This is a genomic window from Salinisphaera sp. Q1T1-3 (assembly GCF_003602005.1).
Classification (GTDB): Bacteria; Pseudomonadota; Gammaproteobacteria; order Nevskiales; family Salinisphaeraceae; genus Salinisphaera.
Window position 1 is genome coordinate 21,481 of record NZ_QZWD01000008.1, and the last position, 15,453, is coordinate 36,933.

Genomic DNA, 15,453 nt, shown 5'->3' on the forward strand with positions numbered 1-15,453 from the left:
CCAGGACCTGCCTGCCGATGACCGATCCAACCCCCAATCCAGACTTCAAGCGCCGCGTCATCGTGATGGGCGTCTCCGGCAGCGGCAAATCGTCGATCGGCAAGGGAATCGGCCAACGACTCGGCGTGCCCTACATCGACGGCGATACCTATCACCCGCAGGCCAACGTCGAGAAGATGGAACGCGGCGAACCGCTGGACGATGACGATCGGGCTGGCTGGCTCGACGCGCTGACCGGCCTCATCCGCGACTATCGCGATGACGAGCTCGGCGTGTTGATCGGGTGTTCGGCGCTCAAGCGCAGGTATCGCGATCAGCTGCGCAGCGGCGATCCACATCTGATGTTTCTGTTTCTCGACGGCAGCTACGACATCATTCTGGGCCGCATGCAGCAGCGCGAGCATTTCTTCTCGCCGAAGATGCTGCAGAGCCAGTTCGACACCCTCGAGCGGCCCGGCAGCGACGAAGCCGTGCGCGTGGATATCGATGCCGATTTCAACGAGGTGATCGCCGCCGGTACGAATGCCCTGCAACGCGCGGACTCAGGGGCCGACGCATGAGCGGCGATGCCTTCAACGTGGCCCTGGCTCTCGAGATGCATCTCGGCGAAGGCCCACTGTGGCACGCCAGCCGGGGGCTGCAATACTGGGTCGATATCAACGGTTTCGCCCTCCATCATCTCGACCCGGTCACCGGCGAACACGCGTACGTCGTCTTCGATGAAGAGATCACCTGCGTGGCCCCCGGACCGGATGGTCGGCTGATCGCAGCCTGTCGCTCCGGCCTCTGGCAGCTGGATGAGGCCGATCGTAAAGCAGGATGTCTGGTCGAGGCGCCCTACGAGACCACCGATCATCGCTTCAACGACGGCGGCTGCGACCCGGCCGGCCGCTTCTGGATCGGCGCCATGAACGAACGGGTGGATAACCGTGATGCCAGCCTGTATCGCTATGACGGCGACACGCTCGTCACGGCCATCCCGGACATGACCATCACCAACGGACTGGCTTTCTCGCCCGACGGCGCCTGGCTCTATCACACCGATACCCCGACACGGGTGATCCGCCGTCATGCCTTTGACCGGAAGACGGGCGAAATTGACGCTGGCCAGACCTGGATCGACCTCAACCAGCTGGATATCGAGGGCAGCCCGGACGGTGCCGCCGTCGATACCAACGGCGATTACTGGACCGCGCTGTTTGGCGGCGCGGCCGTGGCTCGTTTCGATGCCGACGGCGAACTGGTGGCCCGCTACCCGTTGAACGCTCTGCAACCCACCATGCCGTGTTTCGGCGGCCCCGATCGCCGCACGCTCTATGTGACCACCGCCCGCGAGGCCATGACGGCCGAAGACGTGGCACGCTGGCCCGATTCCGGCGCCCTGCTGTCGATGCCGGTCGAGACGCCGGGCCTGGCGATCACACCGTTCTGCGGAACGAAAGGATAAGACCCCATGACGATTCGCCTGGCCATCGTCGGCCTCGGCAAGATTGCGACCGACCAGCATCTGCCGGCACTGGACGCCAATCGTGATTTCACGCTGGTCGCCACCGTCGACCCGCGTCTGAGCACGGACGTGAATGCCACACCGGCCACGTTCGATAGTCTCGACGCGCTCATTGAGTCCGGTCTCGCGGTCGATGCGATCTCGCTGGCCGTACCGCCGCAGCGACGCCACGGGCTGGCGGCCCGGGCGCTGGCGAACGGCTGGCACGTGATGCTGGAGAAACCCCCGGGCATCACCCTTTCGGAAGTTCACGATCTGCAGGCCCGGGCGCGCACCCACGGCACGACAATCTATGCCAGCTGGCATTCTCGACATGCGCCCGGCGTCGAGGCCGCACGCGACTGGCTCGCCGACAAGCGCATCACCCGAGTGGCCATCGACTGGCGCGAGGATGTCACGGTCTTTCATCCCGGCCAGGCCTGGATCTGGCAGCCCGGCGGCCTCGGCGTCTTCGACCCGGGCATCAACGCGCTGTCGATCGTCACGACGATCCTGCCCGTGCCTTTTTCCCTGCAAAAGGCCCGACTCGATGTGCCGGAGAACTGCGACACGCCGATCGCGGCCGAACTGTCGTTCGTCACCGCCGACGACGCGCCGATGAGCGCGATCATGGATTTCCGGCATACCGGCGAGCCGGCCTGGAACATCCACATCGGCACCGAGGCCGGTGAACTCGTGCTTTCCGAGGGCGGCGCGGTCATGACGATCGACGACGAGACGCGTATCGCCGAGCCCAAGGACGAGTACGCCGGCGTTTATGCACGTTTCGCCCGGCTCATCGGCGACGCCGAGTCCGATGTGGACCTGTCGCCGTTCCAGCATGTGGCGGATGCCTTCCTGCTCGGCGATCGACGACGCGTGGCGGCGTTCCACGAATAGCACCGCCGGGAACCAATCGCCGCCGACGTATTGTCTCGTTGCGCGGCTTGGCCCAGTCTCTTGAAATACGACAACGATCCGCGTCACCGATCCCGGCGGCGCGACTTCCGGGGGAGAGATCGTCATGGCCGAAGATCGCCGTATCACGGCACCGCTGGCACTGAGCGTTTCGCGTCGCGTCTTCGGGCGCACACCCGACGACGAATCGGTCGACTGCTACACGTTGACCAATCGACGCGGCATGACGGTCGATATCCTGACCTACGGCGCCCGTATTCATCGTCTGTGCCTGCCCGACATGCACGGCGAGATCGCCGACGTGGCGCTGGGCTTCGACGATCTGGAGGGCTATACCGGGCCCGATGACGCTTATTTCGGCGCCACCATCGGACGCTTCGCCAATCGCATCGCCGGCGGGCACTTCACGCTCGACGACCAGGCGCATCAGCTCTCGACGAACGAAAACGGCAACACCCTGCACGGCGGCGAGCGGGGTTTCGACAGCCGGGTCTGGGCCGCTGCCCCGCTGGATACCGGCAACGCCGTCGGGGTCGAGCTGACGCTGCTCTCGCCGGCCGGCGAGATGGGATTTCCGGGCACGCTGGCGGTGACGCTGCGGTATACGCTCGACGACGAAAACCGGTTGTCGCTGCATTATTCGGCGGTCTGCGACGCTCCGACCGTCATCAATCTGACCAATCATCTCTATCTGAACCTGGCCGGCGCCACGCACGGCGATATTCTCGATCATGCCGCCCGGCTGAATGCATCACGCTACACGCCGGTCGACGACGCCCTGATCCCGACCGGCCGCATCGCGCCGGTGGCGGGCACCGCACTGGATTTCACGCGCCCGCGTCGCATCGGCCAGGCCATCGCGGACAGGGCCCCGGAACTGGCCGGGACCGGCGGCGGCTACGACTTCAACTGGGTGCTGGATTCGGCCGGTGATATCGGCCGGCTGGCCGCCCGTGTCGCCGATGCCGATTCAGGACGCGCGGTCGAGCTCTATACCTCCGAACCCGGAGTACAGTTCTATACGTCGAACAATCTGAACGGTGAATTCGTGGGCAAGAGCGGCGTCGCCTATCCGCGCTATGCCGGCTTCACTCTCGAAGCCCAACGCTTTCCGGATGCCCCCAATCAGCCCGGCTTTCCGGGCGGCACGGTTCTGCGCCCCGGCGAGAAATACACACAGAACACGACCTACAAGTTCCTGCCGGAACTCACGCCACGCAGCAGCGGCGCGACCCACGTCTACGACGCGCCCTGACCGCCGCACGGCGTGCCCCATGACATGAGCATCGGGCACGCCATCCGCTCAGCTCGCAGCCGCCTTCGCTGATCCGGCGTCGGCGGAAGAGACATCGTCGCTCGAAGCGTCGGTCCCCGAGGACACCGCCATCGCCGCCGACAGGCGACGCAGCCGCAGGGAGTTGGTCAACACGAACACGCTGGAGACGCTCATCGCTCCGGCCGCGATGGCCGGATTGAGCAACCAGCCGGTGAACGGATACAGCGCCCCGGCGGCCAGTGGAATCAGCAGCACGTTATAGCCATAGGCCCAGCCGAAATTCACCCGGATGGTCTGCAGGGTCGATCGTGCGACCGCATGGGCATTGACCACACCGGCCAGATCGGCCCGCATCAATACGACATCGCCGGCCTCGATGGCGATGTCCGTGCCCGACCCGATCGCGATGCCGACGTCGGCCCGGGCCAGCGCCGGTGCATCGTTGATGCCGTCGCCAACGAAGGCGACCTGTTGATCTTCGGTCTGCAGCCGCGCGATTTCGGCGGCCTTGGCATCCGGCATCACGCCGGCGACCACGCGATCGATGCCGAGCCGGCTGGCCACGGCCTTGGCAGTGGCTTCGTTGTCCCCCGTCAGCATGGCGACTTCCAGACCTCGTTCATGCAAGGCCTCGATCATGGCAGCGGCTTCGGCCCGCTCCGAATCGGCCACCGCGGCCAGCCCGGCGAGTTGGTCGTCGATGGCGATGAACAACGGCGTGCGCGCCTGTTCGGCCTCGGATTCACCGTCGGCCGCGGCATCGCCCAGCGCAACCCCGCGTTCGGTCATGAAAGCGGCCGAACCGATCACCACCGTCTGCCCCTCGACCACGGCCTTCACGCCCTGCCCGGCATGCACCTTGAAGTCGGATACCGCGGGGATCTCAAGCCCCTGGGCACGCGCCGCGGTCACGATCGCCGCCGCCACCGGGTGCTCGCTGGCCGCTTCCACAGCCGCAGCATATGCCAGAGTCCGGGATTTCGAATAGCTGCCCACTGCGACCAGCGACGTCAGTTTCGGCTGGCCTTCGGTCAACGTGCCGGTCTTGTCGAAGACCGCGGTGTCGATACCCGCGAGCTGCTCGATGGCTGTACCGCGACGGAACAGGATGCCGAGCGCGGCGGCCCGGCCGGTACCGACCATGATCGCGGTCGGCGTGGCCAGCCCCATGGCACAGGGGCAGGCGATCAACAACACCGATACCGCGGCGACGAAGGCATACGAGATCGCCGGCGACGGGCCGAAGACGAGCCAGCCGAGGAACGTGGCGACCGACAGGGCCATGACGATCGGTACGAACACGCCGGCAATACGATCGGCCACCGCCTGGATCGCGGGTTTTTCCGCCTGCGCGTCCTCGACCATCCGGATGATCCGGGCGAGCGTGGTGTCCTCGCCCACGCGCGAGGCCTCGATCTCGAGACTGCCGCGCTGGTTGACGGTGCCGCCGATGAGTTCATCGTCGACGCACTTGGCGACCGCGACCGGTTCCCCCGAGATCATCGATTCATCGACATAGGATTCCCCGGCCGTGACGAGACCGTCCACCGGCACCCGTTCACCGGGCCGCACCTGGACCCGGTCGCCGGCCGCGACCTCGGCGATATCGACTTCGACCCAATCATTGTCCCGACGCACCCGCGCGGTCGACGCCTTGAGCTGCATCAGCCCACGCACGGCCTGCGAGGTTCGGCCCTTGGCCAGGGCTTCCAGCCAGCGCCCGAGCAGGATGAGCGTCACGATCATGGCAGCGGCATCGAAATAGGTATGCGCGGCCCCGGCCGGAAACAGCCCCGGCGCCACGAGTGCGACCAGCGAGTAGAAGAACGCGGCGTTCGAGCCGATCAGCACGAGGCTGTTCATGCCGGGCGCCGCATGACGCAGCTCGCCGAAACCGAGCCGATAGAACCGGCGGCCGGCCCAGAACTGGACCGGACACGCCAGGAGCAGCTCGATGACATACCAGCCCGTGGCCGGCAGGACGCTGGCCATGGCCGCACCGATGCCGGGCACCATGCGGGCCATGGCGATCACGAACACCGGCAACGTGAAGACCGCGCCGATGATGAGATCGCGCTTGAGCGTGTCGGCCTCGCTGGGCCCGTCGTCGTCCTCCGGTGCGGTGTCGTCGTCGAGCGCGACCGGCGTATAGCCGGTCTTTTCGACCGCGGCGAACAGCGCGTCGCGATCGACCAGCCCCGGAATATAGACGACTTCGGCGCGCTCGGTCGTCAGATTGACGCGAGCCTCGCGCACGCCGGCCAGACCGGCGAGCTTCTTCTCCACCCGGGCCACACAGGCCCCGCAACTCATGCCCTCGACGCCGAACGTCAAACGCTCGGCAACGGGTGTATAACCGGCCGATTCGACGGCGTCGAAGGCCGCCTCGACGGTCTCGGGACGATCGCACGTCAGACGGGCTCGCTCGGTGCTCAGATTCACCGCGGCATCGACGACGCCGTCGACGCGCGAGAGCTTTTTCTCCACGCGGGATACACAGGCACCGCACATCATGCCGTCGATGCCGAACGTGATTTCGCGGGACTGGGTCTCACCCATGGTCGTTACCTCATTGCCGGATATCCGGCGAGCGCTTGCTCGCCGGCTCAGCGATACTTCAGTACATCCATCAGTTCGGCCACGATCGCGTCATCGTCGCCGCGCTCGTGGGCGGTGACCACGTGATGCTTGAGATGGCCCCGCAGAACCACATCGGACGTCTTGGCGAGCGCGCCCTGCACAGCCTTGATCTGCTTGAGTGCATCGACGCAGTAAACATCGTCGCGTTCGAGCATCCGCAATACGCCGTCCACGTGACCACGGATCGAGCGTAGCCGGGCCAGTGCATCGGCCCGGATGGCCGGGTCGATGGCCAGCGTCTGGCAGCAGTTCTCCGGGTCGTCCGCCATTACGCCACGCTCGCGGTATAGCCTTCGGCTTCCACCGCCGCCACGACCGCCGCCGGCTCCGGGTTGCCCTCGATCTCGGCCACACCGCTGGACAGATCCACATTGATCACCTGGGTCACGCCGTCGACATCGGTCAGCGCCTCGCGTACGGCCGCCACGCAGTGCTGGCAGCTCATACCCTGGATATTCAGTTTCATCGCTTTACTCCTTAGGCACCCCACCTGGGGTGGGGTTCAAATATGACAGGAATGCTAGACCGACCGGTCAACCTCGTCAAACAACCGGACTGTGGGCCTCGCGAGCGGCGGCTAGACTGATGTCATCAAACCGATTCAAGGCGCGCTATGACGCTCTTCGCAGTTTCCTGGTTCTTCATCCTCCTCGGTATCGCCACGGCGCTTGTCATCGCCGTCGATGTCTATCGACACCCCCAGCACATGGGCGTGATGAACATCACCTGGCCGATCACCGGCCTCTATCTCCCCGTTCTGGGTGCGATCGCTTATTGGGTCATGGGCCGACCGGACGGCATGACCGGACACCATCACGAACACACCGGGCACGACCACCACGGCGACGGCTGTGGTCATCACCACGCGCCCAAACCGAAATGGCAGAGCGTGTTCGTCGGCGTGACACACTGCGGCGGCGGCTGCACCATCGGTGACTGCCTGGCCGCACCGATCGTGGCGGCCGCCGGCTTCACGGTGCTCGGCTCGACCCTGCTCGGACATTACGTCGGGGCATTCATCGGCGCTTATATCTTCGGCCTGGCGTTTCAGATTCTGCCGGCCATGCAGATGGGCGAAACGAATCTCTGGAAGGCCTTCGTCAACGCGGTCAAGGCCGATACCGTGTCGCTGATCGCCTTCGAAATCGGCATGTTCGCCTGGCTGGCGATCGCGTTTCTCGGCATTCTCGGACACGAACCCTCGGTTGCCTCGCCGGTCTACTGGTTCCACATGCAGATCGCGATGTTATTCGGCTTCATCACGGCCTATCCAGCGAACTGGTGGCTCATCAACCGCGGCATCAAGCACGGTATGTAACTCAAACAAACCAGAGAACCGACCATGACGCTCACTCCGGAAGTCGCCGCCATCGTCAAGAAGATGCGTTCGGCCGAAATCTCGTTCACCGATCTCGGCCTGGCTGATGCGCGCCAGCTCTATATCGACACGCTGGCCCGCAGCGGCGGCACGCCGGTCGCCATGGCCTCGATCGTGGATGTCGCGCTCGCGCTGCCGGGCCGCACGATTACGGCACGCCGCTATCGGCCCAAGGCACTGGCCGAATCCCCGGCCCCGACACTCGTCTATTTCCACGGCGGCGGCTGGGTGCTGGGAGATCTGGCATCGCACGACCGGATCTGTCGACAGCTCGCCGAACGTGCCGGGTGCCAGCTGATTGCAATCGATTATCGGCTGGCCCCGGAACATTGCCTGCCGGCAGCCAGCGCGGACGCGATCGAGGCTTATGCCCATCTCGTCGAACACGCCGCCGATCACGACATCGACGCCGATCGTCTGGCCGTCGGCGGCGACAGTGCGGGGGGCCATCTGTCGGCCGTGGTGGCCCTGGCCGCACGGGATGCCGGTTGGCCGCTCGCACGACAGGTGTTGATCTATCCCGCCACGGATCTGCGCCCTGCCGCGGCGTATTACCCGTCGCGCGGGCGCAACGGCGACGTGCCGCCGCTGACCGCCGATCTCATGGACTGGTTCGGCCAGCGCAGTGTCGATGCCAACACCGATGCCCTGGATTGGCGCGTCTCGCCGATGCTGGCGGACGCGCTGGCCGGCACCGCCCCGGCACTGGTCATCACCGCCGGCGCCGACGTGCTGATGGACGAAGGCACACTCTATGCCGCCCGGTTGGCCGATGCGGGCGTGGCCGTCGAACATGCCCATTATCCGGGCGTCATTCACGGGTTCATCGAAATGGCGGCCTGGCTGTCGGTGACCGGACAGGCCATGGATCGCATCGCCGACACGCTGCATGCCGTGTTTCACCCCGCACACATGCGCGACTGAGGCGTCTCGGGCCACGGTCGGCGTTCGTTCACGGCATACGATGGAGACGTTGGTAAGCTTTCGTCTTCCGTTCCCGCGAGATCCCTGCATGTCGCCGAATGCCCTGCTCGGCCTGGCCGCCGTCGGCATCCTGTTGCTGTCCGGCTGTGCCTCCGTCCGCCAGACCGACCCTGACGAAACCGCCCGTGAGCAGCTGCTCATCTCCACCGCGGCCGACAGCGCGACCGCGCAGATCGCACCGAATCTGCCGCCGGGCGATACCATCTATGTCGATACCAGCCTGTTCGGCGACACGACCCGGACAGCCAACGACAACTACGCGATCGTGAGCATCAAGACCGCACTGCTGCGTCAGGGCTATAACCTGGTCGATGACCGCAGACGGGCCCGCACGATCGCCATGATCGGCCGCGGCGCCCTGTCGATCGACAAGCGCGACAACCTCATCGGCATTCCCAGTACCGAGATTCCCATCCCGCTGGCCGGGCCGCTGGACACGCCGGAGGTGGCGCTGTGGAAACGTAGCAAGCAGACCGGTGTAGCCAAACTGCAGATCACCTTCTACAACGCCGACAGCGGCACCTTGGAGGGCGCCCCGCCGGCCTATGTCGGCACGGCCTTCGTCAGCCGCTCGTCCGTGCTGTTCGTGGGCCAGACCCGGAGCAATCTGCCGACCGATTCACGCCGTGCCCGAACGCTGGTCGCGCCGGTGGGCGAGACCGCCAACTAGGGCTAGGGCGTGTTGAGGTTTCGTTCGAGTCCGCGCCAAGCGCGCCCTGGAATTGACGATGGGCAGCAAGACGAGGCGGCGCTCGAACGAAACCTCAACAGGCCGTAGAACGATGAACCCGCGCATCGGCCGGCGGCGACGGTCGAACAGGGCATGGGCTGGCATCTCGGCCTCGCGCCGCGCTTTCACACGCTGCTAAGCTCGAACGCGAACGCGAAGACCGAGACGCGCCGTCATGCCGGACCTGCACACCTATCTGCTCTTTGTCGCGACCGCCCTGCTGCTCAACGTTACGCCGGGCGCCGACATGCTGTTCGTGACCACCCAGAGCGCACGTCACGGCCTGAAACACGGCCTGGCGGCCACGGCCGGCATCTTCACCGGCACGCTGTGTCATATCGGTTTCGCGGTGGTCGGGCTCAGTGCCCTTCTGGCGAGCTCGGCGCTCGCCTTCACCGTGGTCAAATGGCTCGGGGCCGCCTATCTGGTCTGGCTCGGCCTGCAGATGTGGCGCTCGGCCGGTTCGGCCGACTCATCGAAAGCCCCGCCGGCGAGCCCGGCAGCCGGCTCGTTATCCCTCTGGTGGCGCGGCACGCTGGTCAACCTGCTCAACCCCAAGGTCGCGTTGTTCTTCGTGGCGTTTCTGCCTCAGTTCGTCGATCCACAGGCCACGCAACACGCGATGGCGCTGCTGCTACTGGGTCTGTCGTTCAACCTGACCGGCACGCTCGTCAACATGGCCGCCGCAGTCCTGGTGCTCGGTGCCGCGCGCCTGCCGGTCACGCGCCGTCTCGGCCGCCTACTCTCGCGCGCGGTCGGCACGGTCTTTGTCGGCCTCGGGGTGAAACTGGCGCTCGCGGATGCCGCCCGACCGTGACGATCCGTGCCGGCATGGGACGCGCCGATGTTCGTCTCGCCGGCCAAGGCCCACGGCGGCGTGTTCGAAAGACCGGCGCGTCGGCCGTCGAGCTGGCCTTTTATCGCGATGTCGCTCCACGACGGGTGGCTTACCGGGTCCGGACACCCAGGCTCCATCACTGTCATGCTGAAACAGGTGAGCTCGAACTCGAATACGTGCCCGGCAAGATCGACCGACAGGCCGATCGACCCGCGATGATCGCGCAACTGGCGCGGCTGCACGACGCGCCGTGTCTGATCGATACGGCCTTCCGAGCCGCGTGGCCGGCCACGCTGACCGCACGCGCCGTCGATCTGTTCAGGCTCAGCCGGCCGGATGCCGCGCGATTGTTCCGTCTGCAGACAGGCGCAGCGTCGCTGTTCGAGGCCCGCGGCATGATCTGTGGCGACAGCAACCCGGGCAACTGGGCCCGCCGGCTCGGGACGGCATCGACGCTGGTCCAGTTCGATTGGGAGCGCGCCGGGTACGGGCATCCGGCCATCGATCTGGCCCCACTGGCTTACGGGCTACCCGATGCGGCCACGACCGATGCGCTGGCCGCGACGTATATCGCCCAGCGTTCTGTCGCCCCCGGAGACGCCGATTGCCTGTCGATACGCATCCGCATCGCCTGTGCCTGGCTGATCTGCGAGGTCATCACGACGCTCGCCGATCGCGACCATGCGCTGTTCGAGCACTATCGCCGGGGCTACGGCCAGCAATTACCGGCATGGCTGGCCGACGTCACCGCCACGCTCGACTGACCGCGGCCTTGTCTACCACTCGGCGAAACTGCCGTCCGCGTGGCGCCAGATCGGGTTGCGCCAGCGATGACCAACCTCGGCGCGTTCGCGCACATAATCCTCGTTGATCTCCACGCCGAGCCCGGGGCCATCGGGAATGGCGACATAGCCATCGTCGTAGGCAAAGACCTCGGGATTGGTGATGTAGTCGAGGATATCGTTGCCCTGGTTGTAGTGGATGCCCAGCGACTGTTCCTGGATGAAGGCGTTGTAACAGACCGCATCCAACTGCAGATTGACGGCGAGCGCGATCGGGCCGAGCGGACAATGCAGGGCGACGGCGACATCGTAGGCCTCGGCCATCGCCGCGATCTTGCGGGTTTCGGTGATGCCGCCGGAATGCGAAGGGTCTGGCTGGATGATGTCGACGTGGCCGCCTTCCAGAATCGGCTTGAAGTCCCAGCGTGAATACAGCCGCTCGCCGAGCGCGATCGGCGTACTCGTCAAGGCCGCGAGTTCCGGCAGCGCTTCGCGATGCTCCGACAACACCGGTTCCTCGACGAACATCAGGCGATAGGGCTCGAGTTCACGCATGAGCACCTTGGCCATCGGCTTGTGCACGCGGCCGTGAAAATCCACGCCGATACCGAAATGCGGACCGACCGCCTCACGAATGGCAGCCACGTTTTCCAGCACGCCATCGACCTTGGCGTGCGTGTCGATGATCTGCATCTCCTCGCTGGCATTCATCTTGATCGCGGTGAAACCCAGCTCGGCGCGTTCCCTGGCCATCGCGGCGGTATCGCCCGGCCGGTCACCGCCGATCCAGGAATAGACCTTGATGGAATCGCGCAGCTTGCCGCCCAGCAATTCATGAACCGGCACGCCGAGTGCCTTGCCCTTGATGTCCCACAGCGCCTGATCGATACCGGCCAGCGCGCTCATGTGGATCGGGCCGCCGCGGTAGAACCCGCCGCGGTAGAGCACGGTCCAGTGATCCTCGATCCGGCGCGGATCGGTGCCGACCAGATAATCGGCCAGCTCGTCGACCATCGCGGCCACGGCGTGCGCCCGGCCCTCGACCACCGGTTCCCCCCAGCCGACGATGCCCTCGTCGGTGGAAATCTTGAGGAAACACCAGCGCGGCGGGACGACGAAGGTTTCGAGTTTCGTGATTTTCATGGACAAATTCGTCCTTCAGGAAGAAACAGTGATGCCCTGCCAGGCATCGGCAAACGCTCGGGCATTGGCGGCCACGGTCTCGGTCGACATACCGGCCTTGTACAGTGCCGACCCCAGGCCGAAACCGCTCGCACCGGCGGCAACGAAGGTCTGCATGTTGTCCGGATTGATGCCGCCCACGGGCATGAGCGGCACCTCGGCCGGCACGACCGCGCGCCAGGCCTTGATCACCGACGGGCCGACCGCTTCGGCCGGAAAGATCTTCAGGGCATGGGCCCCGGCATCCAGGGCAGCGAAGCCTTCGGTCGGCGTGGCCACGCCCGGCGCACTGAACAGGCCGGCCCGGACCGTCGCCTCGATGACCGCGGGCTTGGCGTTGGGCGAGACGATCAGTCGGCCACCGGCCTCGCGCACCGCCCCGACCTGTTCGGGCTGAAGTACCGTGCCGGCACCGACCAGCACATCATCGCCCAGATGCGCGGACAGCAGCCGGATGCTGGTCAGCGGTTCGGGCGAGTTGAGCGGGATTTCGATGGCACGAAAACCGGCGGCCCGCAGGGCATCGCCCACCGGCACGATCTGTTGCGGCGTGATGCCGCGCAGGATGGCGATCAGCGGGAGCGGAGCAAGATAATCGTCGAGCGTCATGAGGGTGTTCCTTGAATCAGATCGGCGGCACGCGCGATGCGCATCAGGCCGTATCGGGCCGCATCGGGTTGATGGGTCGTATCATCGATATCGAAATGGGCGAGCGCGGTCCGATAGCGCGCACAGAGCGTCTCGTCGCCGATGAGACAGAGCGGCGGACGATCGTCGCGGCCGGCGAATACGCTACGCAGCTCCTCACCGATCAGAAGCCCCGACAGATAGGACAACGAGGATGCGGGCTGCAGCTCGCCGGCCAGCAACCGGCTGCGCGCCGAGAACAGCGCCGAGAACCCGCCCGCGACACCGGTATCACGCGCGGTTGTCGCCCCGAGGGCGAACGCCGCCGGGTCGTCGCTCGGCGTCGTATCCTGGGCCGGTCGGCCGAGAATCGAATGCGCGCGCAGGACCGCGAACAGCTCACCGGTCATGAAGGTCTTGAAGCCGACAATCCGGCCCTGTTCGATCTCGACCCATTTACAGTGCGTACCCGGCAACACCAGCCACGCGTGCTCGGCCAGCCCGGGGTCTGCCGCGAGCGCGCCGTGCACCTGGGACTCTTCGCCGCGCATGACATCGGGCAGTCGCGCCGCGTCGGCCGCCTGGTTGACGCCCGGCACGATATGGAGCGTCGTGCCGGCCACGGCCACCGGCGTGAGGCGGCTTGCCAGATCGGCCGGGTCGGCTGGTGTGGTTACATAGGGGGCCTCGACCCAACCGCCCCGGCTGCCGATCATGCCGCAGGCCAGCGCCGGCAGCGCGCCGTGTGCGGCCAGCCAGTCGCCGGCCACGCGGGCGAACACTGCTTCGAAGTCACCATCCGCGATCTGCATGATGCCATCTGCGGTCGCGCGCTCGTCGAGCACGTGCCCGCTCGCGTCGAGCAACCACGCACGCAGCGAAGAGGTTCCCCAGTCGAGGGCGATGAGACAGGCGGTCGAGACGTGATCGGGGGACATGCGTTGGCGTTTCTCGATGGTTGGATGGATACCGGCCGCGTGAGCCCGGCGAACGGGCCGACTCAGAACCGGTAGAAGAAACGGAACCGATTATCGTAGAACGTCGGGGCATTATCGAACGAGACCACACCCAGGACGTTCTCGATGGTCAGGCCGGCGAGTGCGGGGGAAATATCGCCCAGATCCCAGGAGAACCCCGCGTACCAGCCGGTGCTGCGCTGATCGTCTACCGCCTGACCGACGAACGAATCGTTGGATATCGTGCCCTGCCCTGCGTCGAAGTAGTAATCGTAATAATGGCCGCGTCGGGCTTCATATTCGACGTATTTCCCGTAGATGTTCAGATTCGGCGTGGGATCGACCGAGACCGACACCCCGCCCGCCCAGCCGGGGCCACTTTCGGCGATACCGGTGAAACCGTCGGTATACAACACGCCGGACTGGTCGTTGTAAGGATGCAGAATCTGGCCGTCGTTGAAACTGCCCTTGTGGGTCGGTGCGAAATTGCCTACCAGCGCCACATCGAAGAGCCCCGTCTTCAGGCCGAGCTTCAGGCCGTAGATCTCGCCATCGATGCCTTCTTCGATCCGGCTGTCGGCGATATCGTAGGCCTTGACCGCCTGTGCCCGGACATAAGGGTTGATACGCTGTGATCCGAGTTTGAAACCGCTCTGGATATAGCCGAGCTCGCCATAGTCCAGGTTCTCCGTCTCGTCGAAGCCGAAATGATAGTACTGGCCGACCCATTCGTGGTGCCGCGCCTCGAGACGGAAATTGGTACCGGCCGTCCAGAAACCGTCGACGTCGTCCAGATAGCGGTTGGCGCGGATGAAGTGGCGGGCGCTGCCCCGTCGCTCGAAGCGCGTGATCTTGGCCGCGAACAGCTGCCAGTTCGTCGCCCGATCCGGATTCGTACCCAGTTCGAACGGTTGGAACTGGCTGGGTGCGGCGATCTGCTTGATCGTCGATTTGGCGCCGTCGGCATCGGTCGGGCTCGCGGGTGCGGATTGCCGCGTCTGATCATCGCGCCAGCGCTGTGTCAGAGCCAGCGGCTCGACCAGCACGGTCACCCCCTGATAGGCACGCGGCAGAAACGAGAACTGATCGTCGGAGGCGAACGGCAGATTCAGCAGCTGGCGCCCGGCCCGGATCTGCGCGCCCTCGGTGTTGTACTGGACATAGGCCTCGGGCAGGTTCGTGATCGACTCGCCGCAGACCAGATTACAGTTCAGGCGTGTCTGATCGTCGTTGTCGCCGTAGAACGAAGAGGTATAGACGAACTGCGCGCCGAACGACAGGCCGTGCCATTGCCCGGTATCGATATCGATCTGGGCACCGTAGGCGGTGGTCTCGAGATTGTGTTCGTCGTCATCGGTCAGATGAGCGCCGTCGGCGCGCGGGTACGGCAGGTTCGCGTTGTGCCAGCGTCGGAAATCGTAAATGCCGACCCGACCGCTGACCCGGGCATCACGCAGGATTGCCGAGAACGCGGCCTCGTCGGCCGCGGTTTCGGTCGTTGCCGCGTGGCCGGTCACCGACCAAAAAATACCGGTCGACAGAGCCAGACCGGTCGCGGCCATGAGCCCGCCGAATGTTCTGGTGTGCGTGGTTGGTCTCGTCATGTCTCAAACTCCTCCCTTGATCCCGCCTCGTTTTTTTCAGGCCGAGCGCCGC

Annotated in this window: 16 protein-coding genes; 9 read left to right on the plus strand and 7 right to left on the minus strand. The window is 65.5% G+C overall.

The window, feature by feature from the left end:
• Positions 1–17 precede the first annotated feature (17 nt).
• The 4 genes from D3260_RS08975 (at position 18) to D3260_RS08990 (ending at position 3,659) form a co-directional block, all read left to right on the plus strand.
• Positions 18–560 (plus strand): gluconokinase, encoded by a 543-nt coding sequence (locus D3260_RS08975; protein WP_120098399.1) that lies wholly within the window; start codon positions 18–20, stop codon positions 558–560.
• The gene (locus D3260_RS08980; protein ID WP_120098263.1) at positions 557–1,447 is read left to right on the plus strand and encodes an SMP-30/gluconolactonase/LRE family protein; all 891 of its coding nucleotides are present in this window, start codon (positions 557–559) and stop codon (positions 1,445–1,447) included. The genes D3260_RS08975 and D3260_RS08980 overlap by 4 nt, the downstream gene beginning before the upstream one ends.
• 6 nt (positions 1,448–1,453) lie before the next feature.
• Positions 1,454–2,386, plus strand: coding sequence for a Gfo/Idh/MocA family protein (locus tag D3260_RS08985; RefSeq protein ID WP_120098264.1), 933 nt, complete (start codon positions 1,454–1,456; stop codon positions 2,384–2,386).
• Between the two features lie 124 nt (positions 2,387–2,510).
• Positions 2,511–3,659, plus strand: coding sequence for an aldose epimerase family protein (locus D3260_RS08990; protein WP_120098265.1), 1,149 nt, complete (start codon positions 2,511–2,513; stop codon positions 3,657–3,659).
• A gap of 48 nt (positions 3,660–3,707) precedes the next feature.
• Here D3260_RS08990 and D3260_RS08995 read toward each other — a convergent pair whose 3' ends face one another.
• From D3260_RS08995 to D3260_RS09005, 3 genes are read right to left on the minus strand one after another with little or no spacing between them, the layout of a single operon-like run.
• Positions 3,708–6,239: a heavy metal translocating P-type ATPase gene (locus D3260_RS08995; RefSeq protein ID WP_120098266.1), complete on the minus strand. Its 2,532-nt coding sequence runs from the start codon at positions 6,237–6,239 to the stop codon at positions 3,708–3,710.
• 47 nt (positions 6,240–6,286) lie between these two features.
• Entirely contained in the window at positions 6,287–6,589 is a 303-nt protein-coding gene (locus D3260_RS09000; protein WP_120098267.1) for a metal-sensitive transcriptional regulator, read from the minus strand.
• Positions 6,589–6,786, minus strand: coding sequence for a heavy-metal-associated domain-containing protein (locus D3260_RS09005; protein WP_120098268.1), 198 nt, complete (start codon positions 6,784–6,786; stop codon positions 6,589–6,591). Before D3260_RS09005 ends, D3260_RS09000 begins: the two co-directional genes overlap by 1 nt.
• Before the next feature lie 147 nt (positions 6,787–6,933).
• On the opposite strand from D3260_RS09005, the gene D3260_RS09010 reads away from it, so the two are divergent.
• From D3260_RS09010 to D3260_RS09030, 5 genes are all read left to right on the plus strand, one after another.
• On the plus strand, positions 6,934–7,638 hold the full coding sequence (locus tag D3260_RS09010) for a DUF4396 domain-containing protein (protein ID WP_120098269.1): 705 nt from the start codon (positions 6,934–6,936) through the stop codon (positions 7,636–7,638).
• A gap of 24 nt (positions 7,639–7,662) precedes the next feature.
• On the plus strand, positions 7,663–8,622 hold the full coding sequence (locus D3260_RS09015; RefSeq protein WP_120098270.1) for an alpha/beta hydrolase: 960 nt from the start codon (positions 7,663–7,665) through the stop codon (positions 8,620–8,622).
• Between the two features lie 88 nt (positions 8,623–8,710).
• Positions 8,711–9,352 (plus strand): DUF6655 family protein, encoded by a 642-nt coding sequence (locus tag D3260_RS09020; protein ID WP_120098271.1) that lies wholly within the window; start codon positions 8,711–8,713, stop codon positions 9,350–9,352.
• A 235-nt stretch (positions 9,353–9,587) separates the two neighbouring features.
• Positions 9,588–10,229, plus strand: a complete 642-nt coding sequence (locus tag D3260_RS09025; RefSeq protein ID WP_120098272.1) for a LysE family translocator — start codon at positions 9,588–9,590, stop codon at positions 10,227–10,229.
• On the plus strand, positions 10,226–11,014 hold the full coding sequence (locus tag D3260_RS09030; RefSeq protein WP_120098273.1) for a phosphotransferase family protein: 789 nt from the start codon (positions 10,226–10,228) through the stop codon (positions 11,012–11,014). The genes D3260_RS09025 and D3260_RS09030 overlap by 4 nt, the downstream gene beginning before the upstream one ends.
• A gap of 12 nt (positions 11,015–11,026) precedes the next feature.
• On the opposite strand, the gene dgoD is transcribed toward D3260_RS09030, so the two are convergent.
• From dgoD to D3260_RS09050, 4 genes are all read right to left on the minus strand, one after another.
• A complete protein-coding gene (dgoD, locus tag D3260_RS09035; protein ID WP_120098274.1) occupies positions 11,027–12,175 on the minus strand; it encodes a galactonate dehydratase in 1,149 nt (382 codons plus the stop codon).
• 15 nt (positions 12,176–12,190) lie between these two features.
• Entirely contained in the window at positions 12,191–12,823 is a 633-nt protein-coding gene (locus D3260_RS09040) for a 2-dehydro-3-deoxy-6-phosphogalactonate aldolase (protein ID WP_120098275.1), read from the minus strand.
• Positions 12,820–13,779 carry a 2-dehydro-3-deoxygalactonokinase gene (locus D3260_RS09045; RefSeq protein ID WP_120098276.1) on the minus strand — a complete coding sequence of 320 codons (960 nt, stop codon included), beginning with the start codon at positions 13,777–13,779 and terminating at the stop codon, positions 12,820–12,822. Before D3260_RS09045 ends, D3260_RS09040 begins: the two co-directional genes overlap by 4 nt.
• 62 nt (positions 13,780–13,841) lie before the next feature.
• On the minus strand, positions 13,842–15,401 hold the full coding sequence (locus D3260_RS09050; protein WP_147418151.1) for a hypothetical protein: 1,560 nt from the start codon (positions 15,399–15,401) through the stop codon (positions 13,842–13,844).
• Positions 15,402–15,453: the final 52 nt, after the last annotated feature.